Annotated in this window: 17 protein-coding genes; 6 read left to right on the plus strand and 11 right to left on the minus strand. The window is 45.3% G+C overall.

Annotated elements, in window-relative coordinates:
- Positions 1–213: 213 nt before the first annotated feature.
- Together MMA19_RS20890 and MMA19_RS20895 are read right to left on the minus strand one after the other, a co-directional pair.
- Entirely contained in the window at positions 214–1,476 is a 1,263-nt protein-coding gene (locus MMA19_RS20890) for an inorganic phosphate transporter (RefSeq protein ID WP_062459904.1), read from the minus strand.
- A gap of 124 nt (positions 1,477–1,600) precedes the next feature.
- The gene (locus MMA19_RS20895; protein WP_038222611.1) at positions 1,601–2,281 is read right to left on the minus strand and encodes a TIGR00153 family protein; all 681 of its coding nucleotides are present in this window, start codon (positions 2,279–2,281) and stop codon (positions 1,601–1,603) included.
- Positions 2,282–2,486: 205 nt separating this feature from the next.
- Here MMA19_RS20895 and MMA19_RS20900 point away from each other — a divergent pair, with 205 nt between their 5' ends.
- Positions 2,487–4,004: an inorganic triphosphatase gene (locus MMA19_RS20900; protein ID WP_171393349.1), complete on the plus strand. Its 1,518-nt coding sequence runs from the start codon at positions 2,487–2,489 to the stop codon at positions 4,002–4,004.
- 46 nt (positions 4,005–4,050) lie between these two features.
- On the opposite strand, the gene MMA19_RS20905 is transcribed toward MMA19_RS20900, so the two are convergent.
- The gene (locus tag MMA19_RS20905; RefSeq protein WP_038224029.1) at positions 4,051–4,818 is read right to left on the minus strand and encodes a potassium channel family protein; all 768 of its coding nucleotides are present in this window, start codon (positions 4,816–4,818) and stop codon (positions 4,051–4,053) included.
- Positions 4,819–4,952: 134 nt separating this feature from the next.
- Here MMA19_RS20905 and MMA19_RS20910 point away from each other — a divergent pair, with 134 nt between their 5' ends.
- Positions 4,953–6,209: a methyl-accepting chemotaxis protein gene (locus MMA19_RS20910; RefSeq protein ID WP_038224027.1), complete on the plus strand. Its 1,257-nt coding sequence runs from the start codon at positions 4,953–4,955 to the stop codon at positions 6,207–6,209.
- 90 nt (positions 6,210–6,299) lie between these two features.
- Here the strand turns inward: MMA19_RS20910 and panC are convergent, their stop codons facing one another.
- The 7 genes from panC to sfsA form a co-directional block, all read right to left on the minus strand.
- Positions 6,300–7,187, minus strand: a complete 888-nt coding sequence (gene panC, locus MMA19_RS20915; protein WP_240207127.1) for a pantoate--beta-alanine ligase — start codon at positions 7,185–7,187, stop codon at positions 6,300–6,302.
- Between the two features lie 8 nt (positions 7,188–7,195).
- A complete protein-coding gene (panB, locus tag MMA19_RS20920) occupies positions 7,196–7,990 on the minus strand; it encodes a 3-methyl-2-oxobutanoate hydroxymethyltransferase (RefSeq protein ID WP_240207128.1) in 795 nt (264 codons plus the stop codon).
- Between the two features lie 24 nt (positions 7,991–8,014).
- A complete protein-coding gene (folK, locus tag MMA19_RS20925; RefSeq protein ID WP_240207129.1) occupies positions 8,015–8,500 on the minus strand; it encodes a 2-amino-4-hydroxy-6-hydroxymethyldihydropteridine diphosphokinase in 486 nt (161 codons plus the stop codon).
- Positions 8,500–9,849, minus strand: coding sequence for a polynucleotide adenylyltransferase PcnB (gene pcnB / locus MMA19_RS20930; protein WP_038224020.1), 1,350 nt, complete (start codon positions 9,847–9,849; stop codon positions 8,500–8,502). The genes folK and pcnB overlap by 1 nt, the downstream gene beginning before the upstream one ends.
- 87 nt (positions 9,850–9,936) lie before the next feature.
- On the minus strand, positions 9,937–10,824 hold the full coding sequence (gluQRS, locus tag MMA19_RS20935; protein ID WP_240207130.1) for a tRNA glutamyl-Q(34) synthetase GluQRS: 888 nt from the start codon (positions 10,822–10,824) through the stop codon (positions 9,937–9,939).
- 66 nt (positions 10,825–10,890) lie between these two features.
- Positions 10,891–11,337, minus strand: a complete 447-nt coding sequence (dksA, locus tag MMA19_RS20940; protein WP_006072667.1) for an RNA polymerase-binding protein DksA — start codon at positions 11,335–11,337, stop codon at positions 10,891–10,893.
- A gap of 131 nt (positions 11,338–11,468) precedes the next feature.
- Entirely contained in the window at positions 11,469–12,182 is a 714-nt protein-coding gene (gene sfsA / locus MMA19_RS20945) for a DNA/RNA nuclease SfsA (protein WP_240207131.1), read from the minus strand.
- Between the two features lie 56 nt (positions 12,183–12,238).
- On the opposite strand from sfsA, the gene hrpB reads away from it, so the two are divergent.
- From hrpB to acnB, 4 genes are all read left to right on the plus strand, one after another.
- A complete protein-coding gene (hrpB, locus tag MMA19_RS20950; RefSeq protein WP_240207171.1) occupies positions 12,239–14,704 on the plus strand; it encodes an ATP-dependent helicase HrpB in 2,466 nt (821 codons plus the stop codon).
- Positions 14,701–17,091: a penicillin-binding protein 1B gene (mrcB, locus tag MMA19_RS20955; protein WP_240207132.1), complete on the plus strand. Its 2,391-nt coding sequence runs from the start codon at positions 14,701–14,703 to the stop codon at positions 17,089–17,091. The genes hrpB and mrcB overlap by 4 nt, the downstream gene beginning before the upstream one ends.
- Before the next feature lie 81 nt (positions 17,092–17,172).
- On the plus strand, positions 17,173–19,491 hold the full coding sequence (locus MMA19_RS20960; protein ID WP_124940249.1) for a patatin-like phospholipase family protein: 2,319 nt from the start codon (positions 17,173–17,175) through the stop codon (positions 19,489–19,491).
- Positions 19,492–19,793: 302 nt separating this feature from the next.
- On the plus strand, positions 19,794–22,391 hold the full coding sequence (gene acnB, locus MMA19_RS20965) for a bifunctional aconitate hydratase 2/2-methylisocitrate dehydratase (RefSeq protein ID WP_240207133.1): 2,598 nt from the start codon (positions 19,794–19,796) through the stop codon (positions 22,389–22,391).
- Between the two features lie 100 nt (positions 22,392–22,491).
- Here the strand turns inward: acnB and MMA19_RS20970 are convergent, their stop codons facing one another.
- Complete coding sequence (locus tag MMA19_RS20970; protein ID WP_240207134.1) at positions 22,492–25,878, minus strand: response regulator; 3,387 nt, start codon at positions 25,876–25,878, stop codon at positions 22,492–22,494.
- Positions 25,879–26,004 lie beyond the last annotated feature (126 nt).

The raw sequence follows: 26,004 nt of genomic DNA on the forward strand, positions 1-26,004 counted from the left end.
CTTAAGTGTTTCAATGGGGGAATGAACAAGAAAGTATCGTTCGCTTTGGTCGCGGGGACGTACTCTCAATTTGTAAATTTTTAAGAATGGGCAAATAGTATGAAGTTTCTTAACGGGGTGCAACAAAGAAGGGAGGCAAAGCCTCCCTTTATTTGAATTTGAGTCAAATATGACGTGAGCTTCACATCTCTCTGACTTTATTGCACATCGTGCTTATGCACCAAAGATGGCTTGCATTGCGTAGAAGAATACGACCGCTAGTAGTGCACCTGCTGGTAACGTCACAATCCAAGACGCTACGATGTTACGAACTACACCTAAGTTTAGTGCAGCAATACCGCGAGCAAAACCAACACCTAGAACCGCACCTACAAGTGTTTGTGTGGTCGAAATAGGAAGACCTGTACCTGAAGCTAAAACAACTGTACAAGCTGTTGCTAGCTGTGCAGCAAAGCCACGGCTTGGTGTTAGTTCGGTAATACCGGTACCAACAGTCGCCATTACTTTGTGGCCCATTGTTGCAAGACCTACAACGATACCGATACCACCTAGAGGAAGAATCCACCAAGCTATAGAGCTTTTCGCTGTAATTTCACCCATATGTTCTACGGTAGATACTACCGCAGACAGTGGACCAATTGCGTTAGCTACGTCGTTTGAACCGTGTGCAAATGCCATTGCACAAGCTGTGATAACCATTAGAACACTGAAGATACCTTCAACGCCGCTAAAGCCATGATCTTCCTCACGGTTAGCAAATTTACGCTGGATATAGATGTAACCACCGATCATAACGAGTGCTGAAACACCTGCAGCCCAGAACCACGCTTCCATACCTTCTAGGTGCAGACCTACGTGTTTAAGACCTTTTTTAATCGTTACCAGGGCGATAACCATGGTAGTAATGAACATGTAAACAGGCACAAAACGCTTTGCGTTAAACAGTGGTTTTTCAGTATCAAATATCAGTCGTTGTGCACTGATAAATATTACGTAAGCAAAAAAGCCAGAAATAACAGGGGTAATAACCCAGCTACCTACGATGCCTTTAACTGATCCCCAGTCTACCGCTTCAGTACCGACTGACACACATGCGAAACCAATGATGGCACCGATGATTGAGTGTGTCGTTGATACTGGCCAGCCCATGTAAGAAGCTAGAAGCAGCCATGTACCAGCGGCAAGTAGAGAGGACATCATACCGTAGACAAGAATGTCAGGTTGATGGGCGAACAGTGACGTTTCAATGACACCTTTACGAATCGTGTCAGTCACTTCACCGCCGGCAAGGTATGCGCCAGCAAATTCAAAGATCATCGCAATGATGATCGCTTGCTTAACTGTTAGAGCTTTAGAGCCAACAGAAGTACCCATTGCATTGGCAACATCATTTGCACCAATACCGATTGCCATAAGGAAACCGAATACTGCTGCAACAATAATTAGGATAGTGCCGTAGTTTGCAAGAATATCCATTGTAATACCTAGTTTTGTTTCATAACAAGCGGAGCAATTCTTTAGGCGCAGGGCAAACTCTTAAGCATTGTCTGTGCTCAACGCCTAATTCATCCTTGCTCTTTGTTACTTAGTTAACGTTCGATTAAGACCTAGACAGCATCACTTCAAGACGAGCGCCTACACGCTGGGCTTGATCTGCAATACCGCCGACCCATTCAAAAATCTTGTAGAGGAACATGACATCAATTGGATTCATGTCGTGCTCAATCGTCATCAATTGCTGACGAAGTTGGATCTGCATTGCATCAGTGTCATCTTCGATGATGTCTAGCTGATGAATCATTTCTGCTACAAGCGTAACTTCGCGGCCTTTAAAGCCAGTCTCTAACAGTTCATCAAGCTCGTTAATTACTTTTTGAGCTTGGTTAGCTGCATCAAGACAACGCTTCACATATGCGATGAAGTTTTCTTGCAGTGGAGCTGGAATGACGAGTTGTCGACCGTATACACGCCCGGCAATGTCTTTTGATAGGTTCGCTAACTTATCTTGCTGTGTAAGTAGCTCAAGCATGTCGCTACGATCCACAGGCATGAATAAACCGCGTGGTAGTTTTAGGCGTATTTCACGCTTAAGTACGTCCGCCTCTTTCTCTAGGTGAGAAATCTGCGCACGGATCTCTGCTGCTTTCTCCCAATCGCCCTGAGCACTAGTCTCAAAGAAGTTGATAAGATGAGAACAACATTCTGTTACGCACACTACGTGGCGCTGCAAAGGCTTAATAGGGGACTTTGCAAATAACCCCATAATTGTATTTACTGGCATGGTCATTCAACCTAATTAATATAACCTGAAATAAACATACACCAATTCATGGTGAAATGTTGAGCGATGGCTATAAAGGCGCGCATGGTAACCCATTAAAAGTCTGATTTAAACTGTTTTAGATCATCATTTGGGTGATATTTGTCACTTGCTGAACGCATCGATTGCTCATATCCTGTTGTGAGTGTCCCCGAAAGGTAAAACTATGGAAACCGAGATAGAACTGAAGTTTTTTGTTTCTCCTGAATTTTCAGAAACTTTGCGTAACAAAATTTCTGAAACAAAAGTACTTCAGCACAGTTGTCGTGAGTTAGGAAACACTTACTTCGATACTCCTGATAATTGGTTACGCCAACATGATATTGGCTTAAGAATTCGCCGTTTTGATGATGTTTTTGTTCAAACTGTAAAAACATCTGGACGCGTGGTTGCAGGTTTGCACCAACGTCCAGAATTTAATGCAGAACACACTTCCAACTCTCCATTGCTCACTCTTCATCCAGTAGATATCTATCCTCAAGGAAAAGATATCGATGTATTGCAAGCAGAACTGACACCTATTTTTGCGACAGACTTTACGCGTGAACAGTGGTTGATTGGTATGGCTGATGGTAGCCAAGTGGAAGTGGCCTTCGATCAAGGAGTGGTCTCTTCGGGTGATAAAACTTATCCCATTTGCGAAGTGGAGCTGGAGTTAAAATCAGGTCAGACCGATGCGCTATTCACATTGGCTCGCTCATTTATTGAAGACGGTGGTATTCGTTTAGGTAACTTAAGTAAAGCGGCGAGAGGTTATCGCTTGGCAATGGATTACGAAGGTGATCCCGTCAAGACAATGGATCTAGTCGACACAGTAGAAAGCGATAATGTTGAAACCTGCTTTATCCAGTCTCTCGAACATGCTCTAGCTCACTGGCACTATCATGAGCAAATTTACGTTGAGCATGAGTCCATAGAAGCGCTGCATGAAATTAGTCATGCACTAAGCTTTATTCGCCAGATTCTTACTGTTTACGGTGGTATTGTTCCTCGCCGTGCTAGTGCAATTGTACGACAGGAATTGAAGTGGTTAGAAGAGGAGCTAAGTTGGCTTAAGAGTTATGATCACTTCGAAACGTTACTTGAAGATAAAGGGCATGTTCTAAGAAAACTGGATGCAAGAAAGTATTTGGTTGCTGAGCTCAAAGAAATGGAGCAAGAGCTACCTGATCGTGAAGACATGCTGAAATTGATTCACTCGGCACGCTATGCAGGTCTATTATTAGACTTAAGTCGCTGGATTTTATCGCGAGGCTGGCAGCCGTTTCTTGATGACAAAGCTCGCGATAAGATGGCGCAAAATATTAAGCCGTTTTCCATCAAACAGCTTGCACGCACTTGGGCTGAATTGATTGAGGCTTTCCCGCCTGAGAAGCTTCTCACTCGACAGGATTACATCGACCAACAATATCGTTTGATGAGGAATCTCTACACCGGTGTTGGCTTTGCTAGCCTTTATAATACGGATGAGCGCAATAGTTTCCGGCTTCCTTGGGCTGATTTACTTCAGGGAATTGACGACTTACTGATGTTGGAGCCTTTGGAGCGCTTAGTCACAAAATTAGAAGGCGAAGAACAACAGCAACTAGAACGTTGGTTGAAACGCCAGGAGAGCTCCATACTACATGCGATGGAGCAAACGCGACAAATCAGTATTGAAGCCCAGCCTTACTGGCAGGATTAGTGGCTAATTAACTGCTACAAAAAAGAGGCGTGCTGCCTCTTTTTTGTTATTTATTGGAGTCCAGTGAATCCATTTTCTTTTCGATTTTCTCTAGCTTATGTAAGATGATTTCTTGTTGGTTTAATACCTTCTGTAGCATCACTTCTTTATGTTTAGAACGCCTTTCATCCATTGAGCTTGGTGAAGAAAGCAGCGAGGTAATCAAACCTGATGTCATACCAAACAAACCAACACCACAGATGATAATCACCCCAGCTAGCGCTTTCCCCAAACCCGTAACAGGGTAATGATCACCATAACCCACCGTTGAAACGGTAACAAAAGCCCACCAAACGGCATCACCGATATGCTGAATATTTGCTTCGGGATCATCTCCTTCCGCCCAGAGCATAAGCCCGGCACCTGCGGTTATCAGCAAGATCAGTAGCAATAAAATAGAGGCAATGGTGGTTTCGTGCTTATTTCGCGCCAGTTGTCTTAGTAGGGCTTCACCAGAACGGATAACCAAGATAACTCGAAAGATATGAAACACTCTGGCAAAACGTAGCGGCTCGATCATAGGTACACTAGCGACAAAATCGATCCAGTGGGTTTTCATAAATTGCAGACGATCTGTGGAGCGGATCAGATCTATGAAAAGCTGCAGCAGAAATAAACTACAGATTATAAAGTCTAGGCCGATAAGGACGGTACGCTCATCGCTATTGATAGGCGCAAACAACAAGGCTGAGATCACAAATAGTGCCATAAACGACAGAAAAAGTGACAATAAACTCAGAGGCTTAGTTTCAGTTTTGGTATCATTTGCTTTCATACGAGGCTCGAAATAAATAACTTGGGCTCATGCGTGCCATTTCCTTTAGCGAAGGTAACGTACAAGTAAATGACGTTGGCATCAAAGTTAGGTAAAGACACCCTAACTATATAATAAATAATGGAGAACGGATAATGACCACACTGGCATTTAAACCTTGGGAGCGTGTAATAACGGACGTGCGCTTAGTTCCTAAGATGTTGATGTTAATGATATTTAGTACGGTTCTGTTGGTTAGCAAGCAATTATGGGATGCCAGTACATTTTATGATTCATTGCTTGCTGCGACGCAAAGTGCAGAGGTCGCGCAACAGCATTATGAAGCCTACTTAGTTCAAGTGGTTTGGCAAACAGCATTGATGATTGTGCTTTTTGTCGCGCTCTTGTTATTCGCCGCTAAAACGATGTTAAAGCAAACCACATATCTTAGCGATGCTATCAAACGTATGGCGGACAAAGACCTGACCGTACCGGTTAATATGGATTGTAAAGACGAGTACGGTGACGTTGCTAGAGAGCTAGAACGCACTCGCGTTCAGCTACAAGATATCATTAAGACTCAAGTGGTTACTTCTCAAGAACTCGCGACACTCACTGAAGTGATGACATTAAGCATGTCTGAGACCAAAGAGTCTTCTCAAGAAGAGTTTAACGAAATCGATCAGCTTGCCACGGCAATGAGTGAAATGAGTTCAACGGTCCAGACGGTTGCAGATCACGCTCAGAATGCTTCTCAGCTAACAGAACAAGCTTCAGGGCAGGCATCGACAGGTCAACGTTTTGTTCAAGGCACTGTGACTAAAATGAGTGAGTTGTCGGATGATATCGCAGCTTCTGCGCAAGCGGTAAACCAAGTTGAAGAACGTGTTGAGTCCATCGGCAGTGTTGTGGGCACCATTCAAGGTATTTCAGAGCAGACTAACCTTCTAGCGCTTAATGCAGCTATTGAAGCTGCACGTGCAGGAGAGGCAGGCCGAGGCTTTGCTGTTGTTGCGGATGAAGTGCGCAATCTCGCTCAACGCACACAGCAGGCGACAGTAGAAATCCAAGAGATGATTTCTCAACTGCAATCAAGCGCCAATTCAGCGGTTGAATTAATGGAAAAGAGCGTGGTCGAAGCGGCCGACGGTGTAGAACTTGTCACCAATGCAGGTGTAGAACTTGATGGCATTGTGAATCAAGTCAATCAGATTAATGATATGAACTTCCAAATTGCCACAGCAGCGGGTCAGCAAAGCAGTGTTGCCGAAGAGATGAATCAAAACCTGACTAATGTAAGAGAGCTGGTCGAAGCGTCGGTTGTGGTTGTTACTGAGCTGTTGGAAACGTCGGAAATGATGCAGAATAACGCAACAGAACTCGATGGTAAGATTCAATCGTTTAGAGTTTAATTCGCAATAATAGAAAAGGGGTCACTGATTACAGTGACCCCTTTTTTGTATCCAACGAATGTGTGCACTGTAGCAACAAAAACTACAGTGCTAGTTTTCTTCTGCTGATTCTGTTTCCGCTTGTTGCTGTTGTAACTCTAAGACTTGGTTGTCAATTAGACGCGCTTTTCCTAAGAAAGCCGACATCAAAATAACCGCGTGCGTTGAATCACTGCTAATCGGTTGCAAGCTGTGTGCGTCGCGAATGAAAATTTCGTCTGGCTGAAGACCTGCTGCACGCAATTGATCACTTGCGTCTTCAACAATGGAAGCGTAATCATCACGACCACCGCGAATTGCACTGTTAATCCAACGCATGGTTTTTGCTAACACAGGTGCACGCTGGCGTTCATCCATTGTCAGATAACCATTACGTGAGCTCATTGCCAAGCCATCCATTTCACGCACTGTTGGGACACCGACAATGTCAATATTCATGGCAAGATCGCTCACCATTTGACGGATAAGCGCCAGTTGCTGGTAATCTTTTTCACCAAAGCAAGCTACGTCTGGCTGAACGATATTGAACAGCTTAGTGACGATAGTTGATACGCCTCTAAAGTGCCCTGGACGTGAAGCACCTTCAAGTATGTGAGAAATGCCTGGAACCTCAACAAAGCTCTGTTTATCCAAGCCTTGTGGGTACATAACTTCTGGTGTTGGCGTGAACAATAAGTCGACACCTTCAGCCGTCAACTTCGCCATATCTTCGTCAAGCGTGCGTGGATAGTTGTTTAAGTCATCCGCACGATCAAATTGCATCGGATTAACAAAAATGCTCGCGACGACGACATCAGCATGTTCGCGTGCTTTGCGCATTAAAGTAAGATGGCCTTCGTGCAAATTACCCATAGTAGGAACAAAGGCAATTCGACGCTGTTCGCGCTTAAGTAGTGCAATTTGCTCTCTAAGTTCAGCAATATCAGCTAAAGTTTGCATGATTCCCCCTAGGCAATCGTATGAGCGTCATCAGGGAAAGCGCCGCTTTCCACATCAGCGATGTACTTCGCGACAGCACTGCGCATATCACCAGTTTCTGCGAGGAAGTTTTTCGAGAACTTAGGCATGTAGTTCGCCGAAATACCAAACATGTCATGCATTACTAAGATTTGGCCATCAGTAGTGTTACCTGCACCGATACCAATAACAGGGACATCGAGCGCTTCTGTGATACGTTTTGCGAGCTCTTGAGGAACGCATTCCAATAGAACGATTTGAGCGCCAGCTTCTTGAAGAGCCAGTGCGTCACGTAACATTTTGTCTGCATTCTTCTGATCGCGACCTTGAACTTTATAACCACCAAAAATATTGACGCTTTGCGGCGTTAAACCTAGGTGAGCACAAACTGGAACAGCACGTTCAGTCAGCATTCTTACGGTATCAACGAGCCAATCACTGCCTTCAATTTTAACCATGTTAGCGCCTGCACGCATCAGCTTTGCCGCATTCTCACAAGCTTGCTCTGGAGTGGCATAGCTCATGAAAGGCATGTCGGCCATAAGAAGACAGTTTGGGCTGCCTGCACGTACACTACGAGTATGATAAACAACATCTTCTACTGTTACAGGAAGTGTGTCGTTGCGGCCTTGAAGTACCATACCTAGTGAATCACCCACTAGTAGAACTGGCATTTCTTGGCTTTCAAATAAACCTGCAAAGCTCGCATCATACGCGGTTGACGTTGCAAATTTACGACCTTCTTGTTTCCATTTAACAAGATCGTTGATGGTGACTTTTTTCATTTTTAATCCTTACTTAGGGGTTGGCTACGATTGCCAAACTCTGAGCCCATTACGTGACACATTGTCCACCAGTGTTTTGAGCTCAGTCCCGTCAGGGAGTTGTAAATTTGGTGCGATTTCCAGAAGCGGATAGAGAACAAACGCTCTCTCTTTCATTCCATAATGAGGAACGGTTAGGCGCTCGGAATCGATCACCTCATTGCCATAAAGAATAATATCTAGATCAAGAGTTCTTGGGCCCCATCTCTCATCTTTACGGACACGCCCTTGTTCCAGTTCGATCGCTTGCGTGCAATCGAGGAGCTCAAGTGGCGTTAATTCGGTAGAAATTTGCGCGACAGCATTAATGTAATCAGGCTGATTTTGTGGTCCCATTGGTGTACTGCTATAAAGCGAGGAGCAAATCGTGAGCTTACTCTTTGGTAAGTGCTTAAGTGCTTCAATCGCTTCGTTAGCTTGAGCTACGGGATCTGACAGATTGCTGCCAATCGCTATAAAACAAGTAATCATTACTCAGCGCTCTTAGATTTCTTCGGTGTTCTTCTGCGACGAGAACCAGAACGAGAGCTTGAACCACCAAGGTCATTGACCATGGCTTGACGCATATTACGCCCCGCTGATTGGAACGTTGCCCACCATTTTGCCAAAGCAGCCACTTCACCGCCTTCAATTTCGCCACGCATTTCGAGGAAATCAAAGCCCGCTCGGAACTTGTTAAGCTCCATCAGTCGGTAAGCTCGCTTGCCTGAACGACGAGGCAGTCGCAATTGCAGTTGCCATATCTCGCGAATCGTTGCGGTATGACGGCGCGGGATCGCTGTCGATTTGACTTGCTCATCGAGAATGCTATTGCTAGCTTCCATGATGGCGTCGTACTCAGACATGCCTTTTGACATTAATCGAGTGGCGTATTCCATCATTGGGTACCAAAGCATTGCAGCAAACATAAACGCTGGGTTTACGCGTTTACCTTCTTCGATGCGCTCATCGGTAGCGTCCAACACCAAGTCTAAGACTTGTTCAGTGCGAGAAGAATACTCTTCTGTAAAGTGCGGCGCTATGATTGGGAACAATTGTTGGAATAAATTGTATTCCCTTAATAGGTGATAGGTTTCTAGCCCATACCCAGACTGTAATAGCTTTAATGACTCTTCATATAAGCGAGCAGACGGGATATCACGCAATAATGGTGCAAGTTCTTCAATCGGCGCTGCTGTGTCTTCTTCAATGTCAAAATCTAATTTGGCAGCAAAGCGTATAGCGCGCAGCATACGAACAGGATCTTCGCGGTAGCGAACTTCAGGCTCACCGATAAGACGAATTAAACGATCTTCTAGATCTTCCATTCCACCTGCATAGTCGTGAATGGAGTAGTCGCCGATGTTGTAATACATCGCATTGATTGAGAAATCACGACGTTCTGCATCTTCATCAATAGAACCATAGACATTGTCGCGCAGTAGCATGCCTTCTTTGCTCTGTTGAGAAACGTTTTTTTCTTGTTCTTGATGGTGTCCACGGAAGGTAGCGACTTCAATAATATCGCGACCGAACATAATGTGTGCAAGACGAAAACGTCGACCAATGAGACGACAATTCCTAAATAGTTTTTTGATCTGCTCTGGCGTTGCGTTAGTGGCTATATCAAAATCTTTAGGTTGTTCTCCAAGCAGCAGATCGCGCACGCCGCCGCCAACGAGATACGCGTCATATCCTGCACCATTAAGGCGATATAAGACTTTTAACGCATTTTCGCTGATCTGCTTGCGCGAGATGTTGTGTTCGTCTCGGCTATAAGTCTGCAATGAAAGCTCGTGATAGACCGGTTGAACTTTTTGGGAATTTTCTTTTTTATTCATAATATTAACGCAATTTAGGTTCGCGAAATGACGCGGTTTTGGCGTACATTTCGTGCCTGACGCATGAAATTTGCCGCTTATGATAGCTTAGAGAGCCTCATTTGAGAATGGTGGTTTGATTTTGAGCTCATTTGGAAGTTGTAAAAGCTGCCAGTTTTCCACGCCCCACTGGATGATAGTCTCTATGTTTTCTGTTTCAATATGGCTATCAATGTTGAAACCAAGAAAACGCATTGCATTGAGTAATGTGGGTCTTGGATTGCCTAAATCAATAGCTGTGGCATGATTTTGTTTGGATAACTTGTTGCCATTATCATCAATTGCCAGTGGAAGATGCAGGTAGCTCACTGGTTCCACGTCTAATGTCTTATATAAGCTGATTTGACGACCTGTCGGTTCAATAAGATCAGCACCGCGAACGACTTCGGTGATGTTCTGATAAATATCATCGAGCACCACCGCAAGGTTGTAGGCAAACAACCCGTCACGACGCTTAATAATGAAGTCTTCTTCAGCTAGCGCTTTAGGGATATCCAGTTGGCCATATCGTTGGTCGATAAAGGATTCAACCGGATGGTGCATTTTGAGGCGGACCGCGCACTGATTGCTTGAACTCAGTGCTTTATCTCGACACGTACCTTGATAGTAGCCACCCAGTGCTTTTATTTGCTTTCTGGTGCACTCACAAAAATAAGCTTGCCCTTGATGAAGCCAATGGTCGATTTGAGCCTGATAAGCGTCCAACCGAGAACTTTGATAAAGAACATCACCATCCCAGTGCAATTGATAGGCTTCCAGTGTTTTTAAGATAAGCGAGGCTGCTCCAGCCACTTCACGAGGAGGATCAATGTCTTCTATTCGAACTAACCACTGGCCTGAATGGCTTTTGGCTTGGAAATAACTTCCCAAAGCGGCAATTAAGGAACCAAAATGGAGTGGACCTGAAGGAGAGGGGGCAAATCGACCTATGTACATAGTATTTGTTTCGTATGAAGTAGTGGATCAAAAAAGGGAGCGCTTGCTCCCTTTTCTTATCGCTTATTAGCCTTGCATTTGTCTTTCTTTGATTTCTGCAAGAGTCTTACAGTCGATACATAAATCGGCAGTAGGACGAGCTTCTAAACGACGGATACCGATTTCGATACCACAAGATTCACAGAAGCCAAACTCATCTTCTTCAATCTTGTTTAGTGTCTTCTCAATCTTTTTGATTAAGCGACGTTCGCGGTCACGGTTGCGAAGTTCGAGACTGAACTCTTCTTCTTGTGAAGCGCGGTCAACGGGATCAGGAAAGTTAGCTGCTTCGTCTTGCATGTGGTGCACAGTTCGATCAACTTCTTCCCTAAGTTGGTTGCGCCAAGCGCTCAAAATTTTTGTAAAGTGATCCATTTGAGCTTGTGACATGTATTCTTCACCAGCTTTCTCTTGATATGGTTCAACACCTGCAATGGCTAGGATGCCTAGCGCTTTTTTCTTAGTTTCTGGCATGCAGCATCTCCTACTTACACCTAGTCAACTGTGCGTACAGTTAATTTTAAGGCGGGTATCTATAGCAAAAAGAAATGCTGGTGGCAAATGAAGTTTGTTAAAGTTCTTATCAATGTGAAGTGAAATCACTTTTAGCTGAAATCGACCTTCGATAAGAGCGTAATTTCATTATCAAAAAACGCTGCCTTGTAACAAATTACCTCTACCCCTGCTTTCTCTGCTTGCTTGAGTAATTGTGAATATTTCGCATCTATATGGTGTGCCGCTGACACTTTTTCAATCCCTGAATGCAAAACAGCGAAAAATAATACAGCTCGATGTCCGGTTTGAACCATTTCTGTGAGCTCTCGCAAATGCCTTTGTCCTCTTGTGGTTTGTGCATCTGGAAAGTAGCCCTGACCGGTGGTGCTTGCATCATCAAGCAGTGTGACACTTTTTACTTCAATGTAGCAATCTGCGCGATCACTATCTTGTAATAAAATGTCGATTCTGCTGTTTTCTTGACCATACTTCACCTCGGTTCTCAACGATTGATAACCATTAAGCTCCTCAACAATGCCATTTTCTATTGCTTCAACAACTAAAGTATTAGCCCTAACCGTATTAACGCAAATTTTATGACCTGAGACGGTTTCCGTTAGCTCCCAACTATTAGGGTATTTTCGCTTTGCATTGTCAGAGGTGGAGTACCAAACGGTAGAGTCTGGGTCGGCGCAACCAGTCATTGCCCCGGTGTTTGCGCAGTGGATAGTGATCTGTTCTGTGTTGCTTAAATGGATATCAGCAAGAAAGCGTTTGTATCGTTTTATTAGCTTTCCTTGCTTTAAAGGAGGATCAAAGTGCATTTCGAGGCCATTTTTTATTAGAATGAGTGGCCACATTACAACATAAGGTCAAAGCGTTGTCACAGCTCCCTATAGAACAAGTGTTGCCTTCAATATTTGAAGCGATTTACTCATCGAATCAGATCATACTCAAGGCGGCGACTGGTGCCGGTAAGTCAACGTACTTTCCTGAAAAGCTTGTTGAAAGTGGACTGATAGACGGCAAAATTATCATGCTCGAACCGCGACGTATTGCGGCGAGGAATATAGCCATGTACGTAGCGTCGCAGCGTAGTGAAACGGTTGGTCAAACCGTAGGATACCGAATACGTGGTGAGAGTAAGGTAAGCAAGGATACAAAGTTAGAAGTTGTGACAGAGGGCATCTTAACTCGTATGCTGCAAGACGACCCTGAGTTAACGGGCATTGGAGCGATTATTTTTGATGAGTTTCATGAGCGTAGCCTGCATGCCGATACCGCACTCGCTTTTTCCCTTGAAAGCCAAGAGGCGCTGCGAGATGACTTGAAGCTGATTGTGATGTCTGCAACGTTGGAAGCCAATGACCTTCAACGTGTATTACCAACAGCAACCTTTATAGAATCCAGTGGACGCTCTTTCCCAGTGGAAACCCATTATGTGCCAATGAGCCGTAATGATAATCTGCCAATGTTTATGGCAAAACAAATAGAGAACCTGATGCTACGTGAGTCAGGTTCTTTGCTGGCTTTTTTACCGGGCGTTGGCGCCATCAAAAGAGTTGAAGAGCTTTTGAGCCAATCTGGTATCGAAGCAGATGTCTGTCCTTTATATGGGCAGTTGGATTTTAAAGCGCAGCAAAAGGCTATCCAGCCAGCTAAATCCGGGACACGAAAAGTCGTTCTTGCAACCAATATCGCTGAAACTTCCCTAACCATTGAAGGTATTCGCCTCGTCGTAGATTCGGGTTTAGAAAACCAATCTTGGTTTGATTTAAAGACCGGCGTTTCGAGACTTGAACAAACCCGCATTGCACAGTCCTCCGCGATTCAAAGGGCAGGACGTGCAGGTCGAATTGAGCCTGGGCTTTGTGTACGTTTATATAGTGAAACTCAGTTCAACTCACAACCTGAGCAAAGTACGCCAGAAATTCTACGTAGTGACTTGTCCGCATTGCAATTAGAACTGACCAAGTGGGGCTGCTCTGATGCAATGGATTTAGCTTGGATAGACCCTCCCAAGTCCACGCATCTACAGCAAGCCCAGTCGCTTCTTAGCAAGCTGCAACTTATTGATGAGAAGGGCAAGCAAACCGCACTTGGACATCAAGCTCATGAGTTGGGTGTCGAGCCTCGCCTTGCTAGCATGTTGCTACAGGCTAAGCAGTTAGGGTCTAAGACGCTCAATGTGGCAATAGCCGTATGCTGCCTGATTGAAGAGCCCGAACGCAATGAGCTGGATCTTACCCGTTCATTAACGCGCTGGCAGCAAGGCACTCACTCTCGCCGTGGCCCTCTTTCCCAAAGAGCTTCTATATTGGCGCAACGTTTATCGCATCGTTTTGTTTTAGAGGTGATGAATGAATCTTTACTCGGATTTGTCGCAGTGCTCGCATTCCCAGATAGAATAGCGGCAAGTCGCAGTGCAGCATCGGGACACTATTTGTTAGCAAATGGGCATGGAGCAAGTGTCGATAATCAGCAACCATTAGCGAAGTCACTTTACTTGGCCGTTGTTGATTTAATGAAAACTGGTCAGGGAAGTAGTCAGATTTTTAAGGCGTTGCCGCTGGATATTGAGCTGCTTTCGACAACAGCACCGCAATTAATTGATGAACTCTCTGTGGTGGATTGGGATGATCAGAAAGGTCGCTTAGTTGCCAGTGAACAACGAAAAATTGGCGCGATTGTTTTGCATCACAAAGAGATTCCCGTTCCAGAAAAAGCGGATGTTGAAGCTGCGCTGCTTGGCTATGTTAAGCGTAAAGGCTTAGCTGCGTTAGACTGGAGCTCTGACGCGCAAGCGCTTTGTACGCGCGTCATATGTGCTTCGGACTGGCTCCCAGATGAAGGTTGGCCGGATATGTCTGAGCAAGCATTGTTCGACGAGCTTGAGACGTGGTTATTACCCTTCATGACTGGCATCAAGAATGCCAAACAACTTAAGAAGTTGGATGTAATGGCCGCATTACAAGCCCGCTTAGGTTGGGATAAACAACAACGACTCAATGAGTGCCTCCCGACACATTTGGTGGTTGCCTCTGGCGGAAGAAAGAAAATACATTACCAAGTTGGTGAAGCTCCGACGTTGTCGGTGAAGCTGCAAGAAATGTTTGGCGAAAAGTCATCACCTACTATTGCGCTAGGTAAACAAGCGATTGTGTTAGAACTATTATCTCCAGCTCAACGTCCGTTGCAGATAACCAGAGACTTGGCGGCATTTTGGCAAGGCGCCTACAAAGAAGTACAGAAAGAGATGAAGGGGCGTTACCCGAAACATCCTTGGCCTGATGACCCAATGAATCATCAGGCAACGAGTAAAACTAAAAGACAATTGAATTCATGACAGTAACGAAAAAGTTGGCACCTAGTGGTAAAAAGCCAGCACCAAGAAAGACCACCACAAAATCGGCTCCTAAATCGAAAGCCAAAAGCAGCAAACCTAAGCGTAAGCCGAGTCGGAAAAAACCGAAACAAGGGTGGGGGAAACGCCTGTTCTCAATCGGTTGGAAACTGGCTTTGGTTGGCGTGGTCGCTCTTGGCGCGGTGTTTTACTATCTTGATCAAGTGGTTAAAGAGCGCTTTGAAGGCAATTTATTCGAGTTGCCAACAGTGGTTTATGCTCGTGTGCTCAATCTGTCTGTCGGCGACAACATCACGATAGCTCAGCTACGTAATGAACTGGACGTATTGAACTATCGTAAGGTATCTCAACCGCGCCATCCAGGAGAGTATTCCTCGTCTTCCACCAAGATAGAACTGATTCGCCGTCCCTTCGAATTTGCCGACGGTCCAGAACCCGATCGTCATGTGATGTTGTATTTTAACGATGGGTCATTGTCTAGAATTCAGTCGTTGGAAAAGAAAGGCGATCTTGGCTTTCTAAGAATTGAACCTAAGATGCTTGGGATGCTCGAGAAAAAAGCCGATGAACAACGCTTGTTTTTAAGGCGTGATCAATTTCCAGAAATCATGATCGACGCGTTATTAGCAACGGAAGATCGTGATTTTTACCAACATGATGGCATCTCTCCTACTGCCATAGCTCGTGCGTTTTTTGCTAACATTCGTGCTGGCCGTGCGGTACAAGGGGGCAGTACGCTAACACAACAGTTGGCTAAAAACCTGTTCCTCACCAGTGATAGAACCTTATGGCGTAAAGTAAGAGAAGTGTTTATCGCACTCATTCTTGATTATCGCTATAGCAAAGACCAAATCTTAGAAGCATATTTAAATGAAGTTTACCTTGGCCAAAGCCGCGGTGAGGCTATTCATGGTTTTGGGCTAGCGTCTCGTTTGTATTTTGGTCAGCCACTACAAGAGTTGAGAATTGACCAGCTTGCGTTATTGGTGGGTATGGTAAAAGGGCCATCGTACTACAACCCTATTCGTCATCCAGAGCGAGCTAAGCAGCGCAGAGACTTAGTGCTGCGTTTAATGATGGATCAGAACATGCTGACCGGACGTGAGTTTGAAATGGCAGCCTCTCGTGATCTCGACTTGCAGAACAATCCACAAATTGCGAGCCGCCAACCAGCGTATTTTCAGCAGCTTAACCGTGAGCTGAATAGCAAGCTAGGCGATAAGCTACGTGGTGGCAAAGGCATTCGAATCTACACCTCTCTGGATCCTGTTTCACAGGACAAGTTAGAAAAGGCCATTGCTAAGCGGGTACCTCAGTTAGAGAAAACATCCGGTAAAGGTCTTGAAGCGGCTGCTGTTGCGGTGGACAGAAATACTGGAGAGATCCGAGCTATGGTGGGCGGTAAGCGTACTGGTTACAGTGGTTTCAACCGAGCGTTGAATGCGAGTAGGCCAATTGGTTCGTTAGTCAAGCCTGCTGTCTATCTTACTGCGTTGGAACAGCCGCAGAGCTATGATTTGGCATCGACACTTCAAGACACTCCGATAACTTTGAAAGGCAGTCAAGGTAATGTTTGGCAGCCACGAAACTACGACCGTAAGTTCCGTGGTGATGTGCCGCTCTATCAAGCGCTTGCAAAATCCCTTAATGTCCCGACTGTGCGCTTAGGTATGTCTCTCGGTATTAAGCCGGTTTCCGAGACATTAGTGCGCTTAGGTGTAGATGCGAATGAGATCAGGCCTGTTCCATCCATGTTCCTTGGTTCGCTGTCGTTGACGCCATATCAAGTGGCGCAGATGTTCCAAACCATCGCTAACTCAGGACGACAAGCTGAGCTATCGGCTTTACGTTCAGTCGTTACTGTAGAGGGGGAAGTGCTCTATCGATCTCTACCAAAAGCCCAACAGAAGGTCCCTCAGCAAGCAGCATGGCTTACCACCTTCGCGATGAAAAAAGGGGTAGCTGAGGGAACAGGACGTTATCTGAATAGTCAGTTTGCATGGGCAGCACTGGCAGGAAAAACGGGTACTAGTAATGACACTCGTGATAGTTGGTTTGTTGGTGTCGATGGACGAGAGGTAACGACAATTTGGGTCGGGCGTGATGATAACAAGTCGACTAAACTCACAGGGTCTAGTGGTGCATTACGAGTGTATTCTGACTATTTGAAAGCTCGAATTCCGGAGAAGTTAACATTACCTTGGCCTAAGAACATCAGCATGATTGGTTTCTCTAAACAGCGTAGCGGTGCACTGGAACTTGATTGCGGAAGCCAATTTGAATTACCCGTCTGGGATGAAGGTGGAAAACTCAAAGCGTCCTGTGACAACCAACCCAAACAGTGGATAAAAAACCTGTTTGATTGGTGATTTCAACTACGTTTAATTATGAAGAGAATTTGCTAATTACCTGATATATTGGATTAACCATAATAAAAAGCGCTTTTAGGGATGAATGTGAAACGCCTGACTCAGTGGCTAGTAGCCGTCGCTCTCCTGTCCAGCAGTGGATGGGTGTTAGCAACCGAAAATACCGATAACAACGCAAAGGAACTTGACCGTCCTAAGATAGGATTGGTTTTGGCAGGCGGTGGCGCGAAAGGGGCTGCGCACATTGGTGTTCTAAAAGCTCTAGAAGAAATGCAGATTCCTGTTGATATCATCACGGGCACGAGCATGGGGGCCTATGTGGGTGGCCTTTATGCGACCGGGATGAGTGCCGATGAGATTGAAAGCTTCATCTATACCGTGGATTGGAATAATGGATATCGCGACCGCGTCAGCCGCAGTCAACGCCGAGTTCGCGATAAGGAGTCGGAAGACCGCTATCAAATTCGCACCGATATCGGTTTACATTTTGGCTCGATAGAAGCCCCAAAAGGGGTGGTACAAGGCCAGAATATGTTACGCATTCTGCGCAAAACTACGGGCAACCTTCCTGAGTTTAAATCGTTTGATGACTTGGCCATTCCTTATCGCTCGGTAGCGACGGATATACTAAAACTTGAGCCTGTTGTACTGGATAAAGGTTATCTAGTGGACGCAATGATGGCGAGTATGTCGGTGCCGGGCGCACTACCTCCTTATGAGCTAGATGGCTATTTACTGGTTGATGGTGGGGTGACCAATAACATGCCTGTCGAGCTGGCGAAGCAAATGGGTGCGGATATTATCATCGCGGTTGATATCAGTAGTGATTACAAAACCCGAGAGGATTTCAGTAGCTTCTTAACTGTTGGCGAGCAGCTATCCAATTATTTGGTACGCCGCAGTACAGAAGAGCAAATGCAAGCTCTGGATGACAACGACATCTTAATGCATCCAGATGTGGGACAGATCGCTACCACCGATTTTTCAGCGATGCCGAAAGCGTATGACTTAGGGTATCAAGCGGCTTATCGTAATGAGAAGCAGCTTAAAGCTCTGACCGTAAACAGTGCTAAGTTTCAGCATTACATCGATGCCAAACAGTTAGCACGCAAAAAGTTGGTGTACGGTGATGAGAACGTAGTCGATAAGATAGTGATCAATAACCAGAGTCACTACAGTGATGAGTTAATCAAAAGCCGTCTGGGGCTGGAAGCGGGTGAGATTCTAGAAACCGATGAGATAGAGAAGCATATCGAGGAGCTCTATGCGCTCGATCGTTTTGAATTGATCACATACCGTTACGATGATAAAGGCGATGAAACAGATCTTGTTGTCGATGTAAAAGAGAAATCTTGGGGTCCAAATTATATGGACTTTCGTTTCTACCTTGAAGAAGACTTCAATGCGAACAGCTTCTATTCGATCGGTGTTACCACTAACTTTACTGACTTGAACGATCGCGGGGCAGAGCTGAGAGTGAACGCGGACTTTGGTACTGACAAGCGAGTGGAAGCAGAGGTCTACTCGCCATTCATGTTCAATCAAGACTTTTTCTTGTTAGGTGGCCTTCGCTACAACAGCGACAAGCGAAATGTGCTCTGTCAATTAAACTCTAGCGGGGATGGTTGCATGGAGCCAGCTCTTGAAGGCAATGCTGATTTTATTCCAGTATCGTATCGAGAGTGGGAAGGAGAGTTTGCGGTTGGTTATCAACCAGCGCTATGGCAAGAAGTGAAAATTGGTGCAAGGTATACGACTGGTGAATCGTATGTATCACCTTTACCTTCTGCTGGTACGTTTGATTTTGATCGTCGAGGTATTTTTGCCAACTACAAACTGGACACGTTAGATGATTATAGTTTGCCGACAAAAGGCTGGTTGGTGAATTTAGAGTATTTGCTATCGAGAGACAGTGGCGACCAAAACATCCAAACTGAACCTTCAGAATTTTCTGATAACGCCTACGAAATTAGCATTGCTACTAAATATGCAAAAACCTTTAATCGTAATACCTTAGTCGGCTCTTTCGATTACGAAATGATCGAGACGGAAAACGACTCATTGCCAGTGAGCCCAAGAGAACTTGGTGGCTTTTTGAATATGTCGGGTATTCCTCGTAATAGTTTGATTGGCCAGAACAAGCTCTATGGTAGTCTCGTGTATCGCTATCGCTGGTTCGATAACGACTTTGGCATGTTCCAATCCCCAGTTTACTTAGGAGCAAGTGCTGAGTACGGCGGTGTCTGGGATGGCGACCGTTCGTTGTCTAATGCGCCACTGTATCTGGCAGGGTCGGTCTTTGCTGGCATAGACTCTCCTGTCGGGCCTATTATGCTGTCTTATGGTCAAGTAGAAACAGGGTTACGCTCGTTCTATTTGATTATTGGAGCTGCTTATTAAACGTCATTATCACTCCAGATTATGTTGAATATAAATACTCTAAATGAAGGGTAGTATTGCAGCGACCTGCTGCAACTTTAGTCGCAAAATGCTTGTTTTTACTCAAACTTGCAATGTTGGTCAAAATGATAAGATTTTAATCTAACGTTAAATTTGCTATCCTTCGCCCCACAGTTTGGCCTCTCTGGCACTGCTGATTCAGTTACTTGATGACGAGATAAGGCGAGGGAGAGCCAAGTTTCCAAGGATGTCCACTCCTAATTCTAATTATTAAGGAGGGACCGCAATGAGAGGAAAAAGTCGTGCTTGAAGCCTACCGTAAACACGTCGAAGAGCGTGCTGCCGAAGGAGTTGTCCCAAGACCCCTGGATGCCGAACAAGTTGCTGGACTTGTTGAGCTATTAAAGAACCCACCTCAGGGTGAAGAAGAGTTTATTCTAGACCTCCTCGAGAACCGTATTCCACCTGGTGTTGATGAAGCTGCTTATGTTAAAGCAGGTTTTCTGACGGCTGTAACTAAGGGCGAAGTAGAATCGCCACTAGTGAGCCGTGAAAAAGCAGCTGAACTCCTAGGCACCATGCAAGGTGGTTATAACATTGAATCACTGATTGCCTTGCTTGACGATGCAGCGCTAGCGCCAATTGCCGTTAAAGCACTGTCTCATACGCTACTAATGTTTGACGCTTTCTATGATGTAGAAGAGAAAGCAAAAGCAGGTAATGCCTACGCAAAACAAGTTCTAACGTCTTGGGCTGAAGCGGAATGGTTCCTGTCTAAACCAGAGCTACAAGAGAAAATTACGTTGACAGTATTCAAGGTGACGGGTGAAACCAACACTGATGATCTGTCGCCTGCACCTGATGCATGGTCTCGTCCAGATATTCCAGTACATGCCTTAGCGATGTTGAAAAACGTACGCGATGGCATTGAACCGGATCAACCAGGTTCAATCGGTCCAATCAAACAAATTGAAGCACTTAAAGGCAAAGGCCATCAACTTGTTTATGTTGGTGACGTGGTAGGTACAGGTTCTTCTCGTAAATCAGCAACCAACTCCGTGTTGTGGTTTATGGGTGATGACATTCCAAACGTACCAAATAAGCGTGCTGGTGGTTATGTACTGGGTGGCAAGATTGCGCCAATCTTCTTCAACACAATGGAAGATGCAGGGGCACTGCCAATCGAAGTGGATGTAACTAAGCTGAACATGGGTGACGTGATTGACGTGTATCCATACCAAGGCAAAGTATGTAACCACGATTCAGGTGAAACCCTAGCAGAGTTTGCACTAAAAACAGACGTACTGATTGATGAAGTTCGTGCTGGTGGTCGTATTCCACTTATCATTGGTCGTGGTCTAACAGACCGTGCTCGCCAATCTCTAGGCCTTGAGCCGTCAGAAGTTTTCCGCCGCCCAGTAGCTGTTGAAGAGTCAGATGCTGGCTATACATTGGCTCAGAAGATGGTTGGTAAAGCCTGTGGCGTTGAAGGTGTTCGTCCGGGGACTTACTGTGAGCCGAAGATGACGACGGTTGGTTCTCAAGATACGACAGGCCCAATGACGCGTGATGAACTAAAAGACTTAGCATGTCTAGGCTTCTCTGCAGACCTAGTAATGCAGTCATTCTGTCACACCTCAGCGTATCCAAAACCAGTCGATGTGAATACTCATCATACACTGCCTGATTTCATCATGAACCGTGCCGGTGTTTCACTGCGTCCAGGTGATGGTGTTATCCACTCTTGGTTAAACCGTATGCTTCTACCAGATACCGTTGGTACAGGTGGTGACTCACATACTCGTTTCCCTCTTGGTATTTCTTTCCCAGCAGGTTCTGGCCTGGTCGCGTTTGCTGCGGCAACCGGTGTTATGCCTCTTGATATGCCAGAATCTATCCTTGTTCGCTTTAAAGGTGAAATGCAGCCAGGCATCACACTTCGTGACCTTGTTCATGCGATTCCTTACTATGCGATTCAGCAAGGTCTATTGACGGTTGAGAAAGCCGGTAAGATCAACGAGTTCTCTGGTCGTATCCTAGAGATTGAGGGCGTTGAACATCTAACTGTTGAACAAGCATTCGAACTTTCTGATGCTTCGGCTGAGCGTAGTGCTGCAGGTTGTACCGTTAAACTGTCTCAAGAGTCCATCGAAGAGTACTTGAACTCAAACATCACTATGCTTAAGTGGATGATTTCAGAAGGCTATGGTGACCGTCGTACTATCGAACGTCGTATTGTTGCAATGCAAGAGTGGCTGGCGAGTCCTGAACTAATGCAAGCGGATAGCGATGCAGAATACGCTCATGTTATCGAGATTGATCTTGCAGACGTGACGCAGCCAATCCTTTGTGCACCAAATGACCCAGATGATGCTCGTCTACTTTCTGAGGTGCAAGGGACAGAAATCAACGAAGTCTTCATTGGTTCTTGTATGACTAACATTGGTCACTTCCGCGCTGCTGGTAAGTTGCTTGATAAATACAATGGTCAACTAGATACTCGTTTATGGATTGCTCCACCAACGAAAATGGACCGTGACCAGCTAACGGAAGAAGGCTACTACGGTATCTTTGGTCGCGCTGGGGTTCGTATCGAAACACCGGGATGTTCTTTGTGTATGGGTAACCAAGCGCGTGTTGCTGACGAAGCGACAGTTATGTCTACGTCGACTCGTAACTTCCCGAACCGTCTTGGTACTGGTGCTAATGTATACCTTGCGTCAGCTGAACTTTCTTCAGTCGGTGCAATCCTAGGTAAGATTCCAACGAAAGAAGAATACCTAGAGTACATGAAGCAGATTGACCCAACGGCAGCAGATACATACCGCTATCTAAACTTCCACCGTATGGGCCAGTACACAGAGAAAGCAGACACAGTCATCTTTCAAGAGCCTGCTTAATGGTGAATTATAGAGCTTGCTAAGAGCTCTATACTGAATAAAAAAACGGCCACTTTGAGTGGCCGTTTTTTTATGCGCTGAGTTAGTGATTTGCTCTAGGCTAATTGGTCAGCAACTTTTGCAGCTTGTCGCGCAGAGCAATAATATGGTCACGCTCTGGGCCTTGACGGTGACAATGGTCGAGTATGTATTCTACTGAGCTGAGTACTGTGCGCCAACGAGGTGTTTTAGGTAAAGTCTCTACGCGCAAATACTTATCCAATGTGCGCGTTTGCAAGGTACTGCGGTCCAAGTAAACACGCCACAAGCCACTTTGTTCAGCAAAGGCAAATTTGCTTTGTCCAGTAACACTTTCCCAATACTCCAGCGCATTGGTCATGGTATCTACCAATAACTCGCGCATCAATTCAGGACGAGACTTCTCTTCATCGACGGCTTTATCCGCTAATTGAGTAAATTCTCCGCCCAGCTCTTTGAGTTCCAGCAGTTTCGCCTTATCACCTTCAATCGCATATCGAGATAACGCATCAATAGCGGTTTCTAGGTTCTTCACGCGCGTTTGATCTAGGGACTGCCCTTGTTCGAATATGTAAATGCTCTTTAACCCCGAACCTTCAGGTAAGGTGAGAATATCGGTGTTTATATGTTGGCGTACATCATCGACAAAAATATCGATATCGCCGCAATAATGCTCCTGAGACAAGTGAATAAATTTAGGCGCAATTAGCTCTTCAACATTGGAGCGTTTGAGCTGTTCAACACTGCGTTTAAACATACGTCCGGCACTTTGGTTAGCAAACTGTACCTTGAGGTCTTCTCGGATGCATAGAATCGCTTCCGGCGCACTATCGAGTTGCTCGATCAAACGCCCTTGTGTTTCTAACAAACTTGCTTCAACCAACGCACGTTGCTTGATTTCATACTTGAGAAGTTGATTTTCGGCGCGTCTCTCTTCAGCTTTGCTTGCTTGAAGGTGAGCGGCGATGCGTGCCGCTAGCTCCGGCTTACTGAACGGTTTTGCAAGGTAGTCATTGGCACCGAGTTCAAAACCACGAACTCTGTCTTCTGATTGATTCAAAGCAGTGAGCATAATGATAGGCAGCGCGGCATGATCGTATTGTTCACGAATGGTTTCACACACTTCAAAGCCACTCATTCCAGGCATCATAATATCGAGTAGCAGTAAGTCTGGTTTTTCATGCTCAATGATATCCAGTGTTTCTAAGCCATCTTTGGCCAATTTCACTTGATAGCCTTCTAGTCTTAAAAAGCTCTCTAGGATACGTAAATTCACTGGCTCATCATCCGCGACAAGCAACACTGGTCCATCAGGATTCTCTGGAAGGACTTCCTCTTCCTCGTGATTGATCTCAGTCGGCTCGGCGATATGGAAGTGACTATTTTGTCCTAATTGAGACATATGCTCTATTTCTTCCTGTGTCGCTAAAGGAAGGGTGAAGCTGAACGTGGTGCCAACATGAGGCTGACTACTGACATAAAGAGAACCGCCCATTAACTCAATAAGCTGTCGACTTATCGATAAGCCAAGCCCTGCACCTTGGCGGTAATGACCTGAATCATGGCCAGCTTGAACCAACGGCTCGAAAATATGTTCAAGCTGTTGAGCAGGAATCCCTTGGCCGGTATCCACAACTTGCACTCGAATATGATCATCCATGGCGGTGGCCGATAATACGATCTTACCTTCATTGGTGTATTTGATGGCATTACCTACAAGGTTATAAAGTACCTGTTCTAAGCGTTGTGGGTCGGCTGAGACATAAGGCAATGGTTCGAGGACTTGATTGATAATTCGAATCTTCTTTTCACCAAGCAAGTGATGTGACAGCTCCAAGACCAGCTGTGTTGCACCGGTTAAGCTGATAGCAGAACGCTCAATATCTAAGTTGCCGTAACGCATCTTGTGATAATCGAGAAGATCATCCACCAATCCAGCAAGGCGCTGGCCACTGTTAACAATGATATCAAGTTGATATTTATGGTTGGCTCCGATTGGTCCATTGGCACCTGAGATCATTGCCTCTGCAATCCCAATCATGCCGTGAAGTGGAGTGCGAAGTTCGTGAGAGGTGGTTGCAAGGAATTCATCTTTCAGCTTGTTTGCTAGCTGTAATTCTTCGTTTTGCTTTTTAATCGTGACTAAATTCTGCTCTAGCTCTTGGTTCTGACTCTTAATGAGCTCGATCTTCTCTTTTATTGAGCGCCTCATACGCTCGAAACTCAGAGCCAATCGGCCAATCTCATCTTTACGGTCTGCGCTAATAATCGAAGGTTCTAAGTCTCCACCAGAGGCTCTTTCGGCTGCCCAAGTAAGCTTAAGCAGTGGCGACGTAATAAAGTTAGAAAGGTAGTGTGAAGCAATGACAACCAGCACAATCGCGGTCAGCATTGCAATAACAAACAGTTTTTCTAGTTGCTTAACGCTAGCAAAGGCGATGGCCTCTGGTGTTTCGGCAACCAGTGCCCAATTGGTTTCATTGAGTTGAATAGGAGTGAATGCCGCAAAGTAGTCTTCGCCTTTGGCATTGGTGTAGCTACCCACCATGGTGAGACCCGATAAGGCTTGTGAGATAACTTCGTTGCTGTTGTCTATGGTGTCTTGTTCAAGCCCAAGTATCTTGGCGGCATGGTCACTACCGACCAGCAGCAGCTTAATATCATCTGGTTTGCCGTCAGTGATGAGTTTAGTGATTCCTTTGATGGGAAGCCTGAACATGGCATAACTGTGAAGATAACCTTGCTGGATAATCGGTGCACCAAGCCAAGCGTACTGTTGGTCATCTTGTAGGGCAAAATCGGAAATAACAACCGGGGTGTACTCTTCGTTTTCTTTGCGCTTGTGAGTGACTTCAGATTTCAAACGATCAAAGGTTTCGCCAAGGATCTGAGTTGAAAACTCGCCCGTTTCTAAATTTGTGCCGTAATAGCGATTTTTATAGACGGAGTAGGTGACGTTGCCTGCAAGATCAACCAGTATGATGTCATCAAAATCTGAGCGTTTCAGGTGCTCCATAAACGCCCTATGATAGCGCTTGTGTAGAAGACGGTAGCGCTCACTTCCTACATAACTACTAGAGTCTGGAAGGATTGCGGTTTTTACTTGATTGCCTGAACCTTGAATATAGCGTTCTTGCGCATGTTCTCTTGCTTGTTCTATATCGTCACCGAGGCGCTGAAACGCATTTACCAGTCCATAGAATCGTCCACCACTGGCATAAGCGAGTTCTGAACGTACGAATCCCATGACTTCAGACTCTTGAGCTTGAAAGTAGTTGATCAACTGCTGTTTTTTAGTATCTCTTATCGATACCAGATGAGAGGTACTTTGATCTTTTAGATCCTGACTGTGTGCGTTGAGAAAGAATAGCGCGATGACCGTCAAGGGTGTAATGCTGAGCACCAAAAAAGCCATCATCAAGGTGTTTTGCAGTCGCTTGAATTTCTGTTTTCGATACAACTTGAACATATTTATCGCTTAGCTCTCGGTATGACGAATTAAGAAAGAGTTAACCTTAGCAATTTAATGACTTTTTTTTCTTTGACAAGTAAGTTGGCGATAAACCGTGTTGAGTAACACAAAAATAACGTATGC

It is taken from the genome of Vibrio sp. CyArs1 (assembly GCF_022432925.1).
Classification (GTDB): domain Bacteria; phylum Pseudomonadota; class Gammaproteobacteria; order Enterobacterales; family Vibrionaceae; genus Vibrio; species Vibrio mediterranei.

Coding starts and splice junctions, on each gene's coding strand:
- MMA19_RS20890 (WP_062459904.1), bottom strand. CDS start 1,476: ATGGATATTCTTGCAAACTACGGCACTATCCTAATTATTGTTGCAGCA.
- MMA19_RS20910 (WP_038224027.1), top strand. CDS start 4,953: ATGACCACACTGGCATTTAAACCTTGGGAGCGTGTAATAACGGACGTG.
- panB (WP_240207128.1), bottom strand. CDS start 7,990: ATGAAAAAAGTCACCATCAACGATCTTGTTAAATGGAAACAAGAAGGT.
- sfsA (WP_240207131.1), bottom strand. CDS start 12,182: ATGCACTTTGATCCTCCTTTAAAGCAAGGAAAGCTAATAAAACGATAC.
- panC (WP_240207127.1), bottom strand. CDS start 7,187: ATGCAAACTTTAGCTGATATTGCTGAACTTAGAGAGCAAATTGCACTA.
- pcnB (WP_038224020.1), bottom strand. CDS start 9,849: ATGAATAAAAAAGAAAATTCCCAAAAAGTTCAACCGGTCTATCACGAG.
- MMA19_RS20895 (WP_038222611.1), bottom strand. CDS start 2,281: ATGCCAGTAAATACAATTATGGGGTTATTTGCAAAGTCCCCTATTAAG.
- dksA (WP_006072667.1), bottom strand. CDS start 11,337: ATGCCAGAAACTAAGAAAAAAGCGCTAGGCATCCTAGCCATTGCAGGT.
- MMA19_RS20970 (WP_240207134.1), bottom strand. CDS start 25,878: ATGTTCAAGTTGTATCGAAAACAGAAATTCAAGCGACTGCAAAACACC.
- mrcB (WP_240207132.1), top strand. CDS start 14,701: ATGACAGTAACGAAAAAGTTGGCACCTAGTGGTAAAAAGCCAGCACCA.
- MMA19_RS20900 (WP_171393349.1), top strand. CDS start 2,487: ATGGAAACCGAGATAGAACTGAAGTTTTTTGTTTCTCCTGAATTTTCA.
- MMA19_RS20905 (WP_038224029.1), bottom strand. CDS start 4,818: ATGAAAGCAAATGATACCAAAACTGAAACTAAGCCTCTGAGTTTATTG.
- gluQRS (WP_240207130.1), bottom strand. CDS start 10,824: ATGTACATAGGTCGATTTGCCCCCTCTCCTTCAGGTCCACTCCATTTT.
- folK (WP_240207129.1), bottom strand. CDS start 8,500: ATGATTACTTGTTTTATAGCGATTGGCAGCAATCTGTCAGATCCCGTA.
- MMA19_RS20960 (WP_124940249.1), top strand. CDS start 17,173: ATGAATGTGAAACGCCTGACTCAGTGGCTAGTAGCCGTCGCTCTCCTG.